Annotated in this window: 7 protein-coding genes; 5 read left to right on the top strand and 2 right to left on the bottom strand. The window is 71.1% G+C overall.

Features of this window, described 5'->3' with window-relative positions:
• On the top strand, positions 1-907 hold a 907-nt coding region (locus E2E34_RS28065), incomplete at its 5' end, for a 3-deoxy-7-phosphoheptulonate synthase (RefSeq protein ID WP_138904691.1).
• A 110-nt stretch (positions 908-1,017) separates the two neighbouring features.
• Here the strand turns inward: E2E34_RS28065 and E2E34_RS28060 are convergent.
• Entirely contained in the window at positions 1,018-2,268 is a 1,251-nt protein-coding gene (locus E2E34_RS28060) for an acyltransferase family protein (protein ID WP_244316185.1), read from the bottom strand.
• A 236-nt stretch (positions 2,269-2,504) separates the two neighbouring features.
• Here E2E34_RS28060 and E2E34_RS28055 point away from each other — a divergent pair, with 236 nt between their 5' ends.
• The 4 genes from E2E34_RS28055 to E2E34_RS28040 are packed head-to-tail and all read left to right on the top strand — an operon-like array spanning position 2,505 to position 6,353.
• Positions 2,505-4,010, top strand: a complete 1,506-nt coding sequence (locus E2E34_RS28055) for an FAD-binding oxidoreductase (RefSeq protein ID WP_138904690.1) — start codon at positions 2,505-2,507, stop codon at positions 4,008-4,010.
• 38 nt (positions 4,011-4,048) lie between these two features.
• Complete coding sequence (locus tag E2E34_RS28050) at positions 4,049-5,314, top strand: cytochrome P450 (RefSeq protein WP_138904689.1); 1,266 nt, start codon at positions 4,049-4,051, stop codon at positions 5,312-5,314.
• Positions 5,315-5,319: 5 nt separating this feature from the next.
• A complete protein-coding gene (locus tag E2E34_RS28045; protein ID WP_308432796.1) occupies positions 5,320-5,541 on the top strand; it encodes a ferredoxin in 222 nt (73 codons plus the stop codon).
• A gap of 47 nt (positions 5,542-5,588) precedes the next feature.
• Entirely contained in the window at positions 5,589-6,353 is a 765-nt protein-coding gene (locus E2E34_RS28040) for a DUF2306 domain-containing protein (protein WP_208765358.1), read from the top strand.
• Positions 6,354-6,426: 73 nt separating this feature from the next.
• On the opposite strand, the gene E2E34_RS28035 is transcribed toward E2E34_RS28040, so the two are convergent.
• Positions 6,427-7,479, bottom strand: a 1,053-nt coding sequence (locus tag E2E34_RS28035) for a Gfo/Idh/MocA family protein (protein WP_138904688.1), incomplete at its 5' end; no start/stop codon positions are given.

Here is a 7,479-nt window from a genome sequence, read left to right as displayed (position 1 = left end):
AGAGGTGTATAAGAGACAGCTCCAGGCGTACGCCCATTCCAGCGCGAGCCTCAACCACGTCCGCGCCATGGTCGACTCCGGCGTGGCCGACCTCCAGCGCGTCCAGGGCTGGAACCAGGACTTCGTCCGCGACTCCCCGGCCGGTGAGCGCTTCGCCGCCCTGGCCGCCGAGATCGACAGCGGCCTGCGCTTCATGTCCGCCTGCCGGGCCGACCACAGCGCCCTGCACACCACCGAGATCTACGCGAGCCACGAGGCGCTGCTGCTCGACTACGAGCGCGGACTGCTGAGGACCGGCGGCGGCGCCGCACAGGGGGGACCCGAGCGCCTGTACGGGCTGTCCGGCCACTTCCTGTGGATCGGCGAGCGCACCCGCGGACTCGACGACGCCCATGTGGCGTTCGCCTCGATGCTGGCCAACCCGATCGGCATCAAGATCGGCCCGGGCACGACGCCCGAGCAGGCCGCCGAGTACGTCGAGCGGCTCGACCCGGACGGCGTCCCCGGCCGGCTCACCTTCATCAGCCGGATGGGCTGCGGGCGGGTCCGCGAGGTCCTGCCGGCCATCGTGGAGAAGGTCACCGCCACCGGTCACCGGGTGATCTGGCAGTGCGACCCGATGCACGGCAACACCAAGGAGACCGCCAGCGGTTACAAGTCGCGGCACTTCGACGACATCCTCGACGAGGTGAAGGGCTTCTTCCAGGTCCACCGGGAGCTCGGCACCCACCCGGGCGGCCTGCACATCGAGCTCACCGGCGACCACGTCACCGAGTGCCTCGGCGGCGCGCGGGGCCTGGACGACGCGGGGCTCGTGGCCCGGTACGAGACCAACTGCGACCCGCGCCTGAACTCCGAGCAGTCCGTGGAACTCGCGTTCATGGTCGCCGAGCTGATGCGCGGATGAGGTCACCGTCCGGCCGCGGACGTCGTACGTCCGGCGGGCACGGCGTCTGCCGTGCCCGCCGGACGCGGGCCTCCCGGTCCCGGGCGGGGGATGACCGGGCCGGGAGGGGTTCAGGGGCGTACGGCCGGCTCGGACCCGGCGGTCCCGGCCGCCGTACCGGCCGCCTCACGCGGCACGGAGACCAGTCCCGGGCTCTCCTCGGCCCGGGGCGCCGGGGCCGGGAGCGGGCGCGGACGCGGCCGGCTCCAGCGGCGCATGGCCGGCATCTCCACGAAGGTGTAGAGCAGCCAGCCGGCCAGCAGCGTGGCCGCGAACATCCCGAGCATGACCAGGATCGCCACCGGCGTGCTGAACGTGCCGTTGCCGAGCAGTGCCTGCCGGCCCCAGAAGATCACCACACCCTGGGCCAGATAGAACCCGAAGGAGACATTGCCCAGCCACTGCATGACCGGGCCCTGGAGCCGGGTGTTGGCACCGCGCACGTCGGCCGCGGCGAGCGAGGCGATCGCCACGCTGAAGGGGATGGCCGTGGTCGCGACGAAGTTGTACGGCGCCGGCACGTAGATGGCGGCGACGTATCCGGCGGCCACCAGGGCGATGACGGGCACCGCGCCGATCTTCGGCCAGCGGCCCGCGAGCACGATCCGCGCCAGCAGCATGCCGAGGACGAACTCGAACATGCGGGTGGGCGGCAGGGTGTAGTTGAACCACATCTGCGACGGCGAGAGCGGGATCATCGGGTTGCTCGGCGAGTCAGTGATCACGTACGTCGTCACCAGGCCGACGCCGATCATGCCCATGATCGTCCCGGCGGCCCACCAGTACAGACGGCGCACCGGAATCTTCCGAACGAAGTGCAGCAGCAGCGGGAAGCTCAGGTAGAAGAGCATCTCGGCGCAGAGCGACCAGGAAGGCGCGTTGACGCTCATCTGCACATCGAGCGCGTTGACCCAGGAATTCACCAGGAAAAGGCTGAGGAATCCGGTGGTGACCGAGGTGTAGGCGTACGCGAAGAGACCGAGTGCCAGGGTCCACATCACGAGGTGGTTCGGGAAGATCTTCACGAGTCGCCGGCGCCAATAGGCGGTGAGCCGCTCGCCCGGCTTCACCGACCAGGTGATGACGAATCCGCTGAGCAGGAAGAAGAAGGACACCCCCAGAAAGCCTGCGGGGCCGAAGAACGTGTACAGCCCGTCCGCGACGTCCTTGTCGCCGAACGGGTTGACGGGCCCCGAGTGGTCGACCGGGCCGATGGGCTGAAGTGCATGGATGAAGAACACCAGAAGCGCGGCGAAGAACCGGACGCCCGTCAGTGACGGGAGTGCCTTGCGCTCTCTTCGTATGTCTGGATCGGAATCCACGGTCGGCATGGTTGCGGACACGTCGTGTCTCCATTTCGGGGCCGAAGCGATAGGTGGCGGCACGGCGACATTAGGAAGAACGCCGACCCGTGCACACCCTTAGCGCCCCCTGTGTTCCAAGTCCCCGCAAATAAGGGGGCGTTCAGGGGAATGCGCTGGGCCGGAGGCACTGAATACGGTTTCCCTGCATTACTGCCTTACCTCATGTGACAGCACGTACTTTCCCCGGAGGACCCATGCTCGACAGAAGGAATCTGCTCCGCGCCGGCGGCGCCCTCGCCGCCACCGCCGCGGTCGCCGGCACCGGCACCTCGGCCTACGCGGACGGCGGCGGCGGACGCGCCGCCACCGCCCCCGACTGGGCGGCGCTGCGCTCGCGCATCCAGGGCGACGTCGTGCTGCCCGGCGAGGCCACGTACGACGCGTCCAAGCAGCTGGCGATCGGCGAGTACGACGCGATCCGCCCGGCCGGCGTCGTCTACGGCGAGACCGCCGACGACGTCAGCGCCGTGGTCCGCTTCGCCCGCGACAACGGCCTCACCCTGCGCACCCGCAGCGGCGGCCACAACTTCGCGGGCTGGTCGACCGGCGACGGAATCGTCCTCGACGTACGCCGCATCAAGCACATCAAGGGCGGCGGCCGGCCGACCGTGCACCTGGGCCCCGGTGTCCACAGCATCGAGGCGCTGGCGGCCCTCAAGCCGTACAACCAGCAGTTCGTGACCGGCACCTGCCCCGACGTGGCCGTCGGCGGATACCTGTCCGGCGGTGGCGTCGGCTACCAGAGCAGGGCGTTCGGCATCGGCTCGGACCGCCTCGTCTCCGCGCAGGTCGTGCTCGCCGACGGCCGCCAGGTGCGCGCCTCCGAGACCTGCAACCCCGACCTGTTCTGGGCGCTGCGGGGCAGCGGCGGCGGCAACTTCGGCGTCGTCGTGGACTTCGAGGTGCGGCCCGTCTCGGCCCCGCGCATGGTCTTCTACGAGCAGTTCTGGAACTGGGACGACGCCGACGCGTTCCTCGCCGCCTGGCAGGAGTGGTACGTCACCACCCCGCGCCGCAGCAACGCCCAGGTCATCGTCATCCAGCCGGACGCCGGCTCCGGCAACCCGCCGATCATCCTCCAGCAGGGCGCGTACTACGGCACCAAGGAGCAGGCCGACGCCGGCCTCGCCGAGCTCAACTCCCGGGTCGGCTCCACCCCTGCCAGCAGCAAGGTCCTGGACCTGACGTTCGCCGAGGGCATGGAGCACGTGTACGGGATCGCCGACGGCGCCCCCCACCCGCCGCGCACCCAGTGGCAGCGGATGCGGGCCCGCATGATCAGCAAGCCGCTCGGCACCAGCGGCACCGCCGCCGCGCTCGCCGCGTTCGAGGGCGCCCCGAAGGCCGGGCAGACCCGCTACCTCAGCTTCATGGGCCTGGGCGGCGCCGTCGCCGACCTGTCCCCGCGCGCCAACGCCTTCGTCCACCGCGACGCGCTGTTCCACGTCGGGTTCGGCGTCGCGCTCGGCAGCGCCGCGCCGGCCGCCGAGGACTCGTCCGCGGCCGTGGCCTGGGCCACCAACGGCTTCAACACCATCGACCCGCTGTCCACGGGCCACTCGTACATCAACTTCCCCGACACGTACCTCAAGGACTGGCAGCACGCCTACTACGGCGAGAACTACGCCCGCCTGGTGTCGGTCAAGAAGGCCTACGACCCGACGCGGTTCTTCAACCACCCGCGCGCCATCGGCAACTGACACCGCCCCCCTCCCACGCACGCAGAAAGGCAATCGCGATGACGGTCACCGAGAACGAGTCCAGCGGGCAGCCCGGCGAGGCCGCCGCACCCCCGCCGGGCTGCCCCATGCACGGCCTCGTGCCCGGCTACCCCTTCGGGGAGCCGGTCACCACCGAACTGCACCCCAAGTACGCCGAGATCCGCGAGCAGGCCGCGCTCACCCGCGTCAACATGCAGTACGGCGGCGAGGCGTGGCTCGCCACCCGGCACGCCGACGTCAAGACCGTCCTCGCCGACCGCCGGTTCAGCCGCGAGGCCACCGTCGGCAAGGACGTGCCGCGGGTGCGCAAGGCCGTCGAGGAACTCAACATCGTCAGCATGGACGACCCCGAGCACGGCCGGCTGCGCAAGCTGGTCGCCAAGGCGTTCACCGTCCGCCGGGTCGAGCAGATGCGCCCGCGCGCCCAGGAGATAGCCGACGAGCTGCTCGACAAGATGCTCGCCTCCGGCAACACCGGCGACCTGGCCGCCCAGTACGCCTGGATGCTGCCGATCACCGTGATCTGCGAGATGCTCGACGTGCCGCTGGAGGACCACTACAAGTTCCGCGCCTGGATCGACACCTGGCTGACCCTCGGCGACGAGCACACCCTCGAGGAGATGAACGAGGCACGCTTCGAGAAGCTGCCCGAGTACATGTCCTCCCTGATCGCCAAGCGGCGCGCCCAGCCCGGCGACGACCTGCTGTCCGCCCTCGTCGCCGCCCGCGACGAGCAGGACAAGCTGAGCGAGGAGGAGCTGATCACCATGTCGATCGCGCTCCTCGCCACCGGCCACCACACCACGGCCAACCAGCTCGCCAACCACCTGTACATCCTGCTGAGCCGCCGCGAGGAGTGGCAGAAGCTGGTCGACAGGCCGGAGCTGCTCAACACCGCCATCGAGGAGCTGCTGCGCGTCACCCCGCTCAGCCCGTACTCGGAGAACACTCGCATCGCCACCGAGGACCTGGAACTCGGCGGTCAGCTCGTGAAGGCCGGCGAGGCCGTCATGATCTTCCCGGCCGTCGGCAACCGCGACCCGCGCGTCTTCGACAACCCCGAGGACCTCGACCTCACCCGCGAGCACAACCCGCACATCGCGTTCGGCCACGGCATCCACCACTGCCTGGGCGCCCCGCTGGCCCGCCTGGAGCTCCAGGTGGCGCTGGGCACCCTGCTGCGCCGGCTGCCGGAGGTCGAACTCGCCGTGCCCGCCGAGGACGTGCCCTGGAAGACCGACAACGTCGTACGCGGCGTCGCCGGTCTGCCCGTGCGGTGGTGACCGCGGTGACCTGGCACATCGAGGTGGACCAGCACGCCTGCATGGGCGCCGGTCTGTGCAACGGCAACCTGCCCGACCGGTTCCGGCTGGCGGGCGGCAAGGCCGTACCCGTCGAGGCCCGGATCGAGCCGGACGAGGACGTGCTCGACGCGGCCGACTACTGCCCGTACCGGGCCATCGACGTCACCGACCTGACCACCGGCGACTCCCTCGTCGCGGTCGACTGACCCTCACGTCCTGATCACGCTTTGACCATGAAGACAGGAGAACGGTCGTGACGATCACGACGACCGAGCCGGAGCGCACCTCCGGCCCAGGACGGCCGGCCGCGGCCGGTCCGTCCGTACGCTGGTGGAGACGCCCCTGGGTCGGCCCGCTCGCGACCGTGGCCGCGGTGTTCATCGCGTACAACGTGCCGCGCTACCTCACCTTCGACCCCGCGGACAGCAAGATCCCGCTGGCGCCCGGCCACGAGTGGCACTACCCGGTCCTGGTGGCCCATGTCGTCTTCGGCACGGTCGCCCTGGTCACCTGCTGCCTCCAGGTCTGGCCGGCCCTGCGCAAGAAGCACCCGAAGGTCCACCGGATCAGCGGCCGGCTGTACGTCCTCGCGGGCGTCCTGCCCGGCGCCGTCGCGGGCGTCGCCGTCGCCATGGTCAGCCCGTCGGGACTGTCGATGCAGGTCAGCACCGTCACCACCTCGGTGCTGTGGGCCGGTACGGCGATCGCGGGCATCCGGATGGCCCGGCAGCGCCGGCAGGAGGAGCACCGCCGCTGGATGGTGCGCAGCTTCGCGCTGACACTGTCGATCATCTTCAGCCGCATCCTCGGCGTGATCTACGACCACACCATCCTGCCGATGCCCGTCACTCAGGACATCCCGACCCTCATCGCGTGGGGGCAGGCACGGGCCGGACTCGCGTCCTGGCCCGGCTGGATCATCCCGCTGCTCATCGCCGAGTGGTGGCTGATCGAACGCGGCGCGGCCGCCCGCCACAAGGCACGGGCCGCCCGCCGCAAGGCCGCGATGCCCTCCTGAGCCACACGCCGCCGCACGACGGAGGCCGCCCCCCGGTTGCCCGGGAGGCGGCCTCCGTCCTGTGCGGGGCCGGTCAGCCGAGGCGCTGCCGCTCGCCCGTGGCGGCGGACCGCTTGACCGCGTCCAGGAGGCGGTGCGTGCGGGCCGCCGTGCCGAAGTCCGGCTCGAAGGACTCGCCCGTACGGATCGCCCGCGCGAGGTCCGCGTACACCTGGTGCACGTTGCTCACCGGGGACGGTACGCCGTCCAGTGCGGGGCGGTAGGCCGCGGGCAGCGCGATCTCCTCGGCGGGGGCGCCGTTGGCCCGGGCGTGGGTGAGGACGAACTCGGGGCCGACCAGCGAATCGTCCGTGGAACGCAGGACGAGCCGGCCCGCCCGCCCGTGCACCTCGATCCGGAAGCCGTCGCCGCGCGGGCCGCCCGTCATGAAGTGCGCGGAGGCCGCCGCCCCCGACTCCAGCAGGCCCGCCACCACGATCTGGTCCGGCGACGTCACCTCGATCTCCTCGCCCGTCTCCTGCATCGTCACCCGGTCGATCCGGGTCGTCAGGGTCGCGGACAGTTCGGCGAAGCCGCCCACCGCCGACCCGTACATGTCGAGGGCGTGGCCGCCGACGACCGCGACGTGGTTGACGCCCTTGGTGTGGTCGAACAGGGCGGCGTACCGCTGTGACCAGACCTCGGGGGCCGCGAGCGAGTAACTGAGCGAGGTCGAGAGCACCTCGCCGACCAGACCGTCCGCGAGCAGGTCGCGCAGCAGGCGGATCGCCGGGTGGTGCCGGGACTGGAGCCCCACGGCGTGCCGGACCCCGGCCTTCTCCGCGCCGGCGCGCAGCCGCTCGGCGGTGTCCGCGTCGAGCGCCAGCGGCCACTCGCTGTACACGTGCTTGCCCGCCGCGATCGCCGCGTCCACCAGGCCGTCGCGCTGGGGGAGTTGCACGGCGATGGTGACGAGGTCGACCTCCGGGTGCGCCATCAGCTCCCGGGCGTCGTCGAACGCGTGCCGGGCGCCCCACACGCCGGCCGCGGCCCGCGCCGACTCCTGGCTCGTGCCCGCGACCGCGGTGATCTCGTAGTCGTCGCGGGAAGCGGCCAGGGCCGGCAGATGGATCCCCCGCCCCCAGCC

The sequence above is a fragment of the Streptomyces albidochromogenes genome, assembly GCF_005981925.1.
Lineage (GTDB): Bacteria > Actinomycetota > Actinomycetes > Streptomycetales > Streptomycetaceae > Streptomyces > Streptomyces albidochromogenes.
The sequence above is the reverse complement of the archived record's forward strand: the minus strand, read 5'-3'. Positions and strand labels throughout refer to the sequence as shown.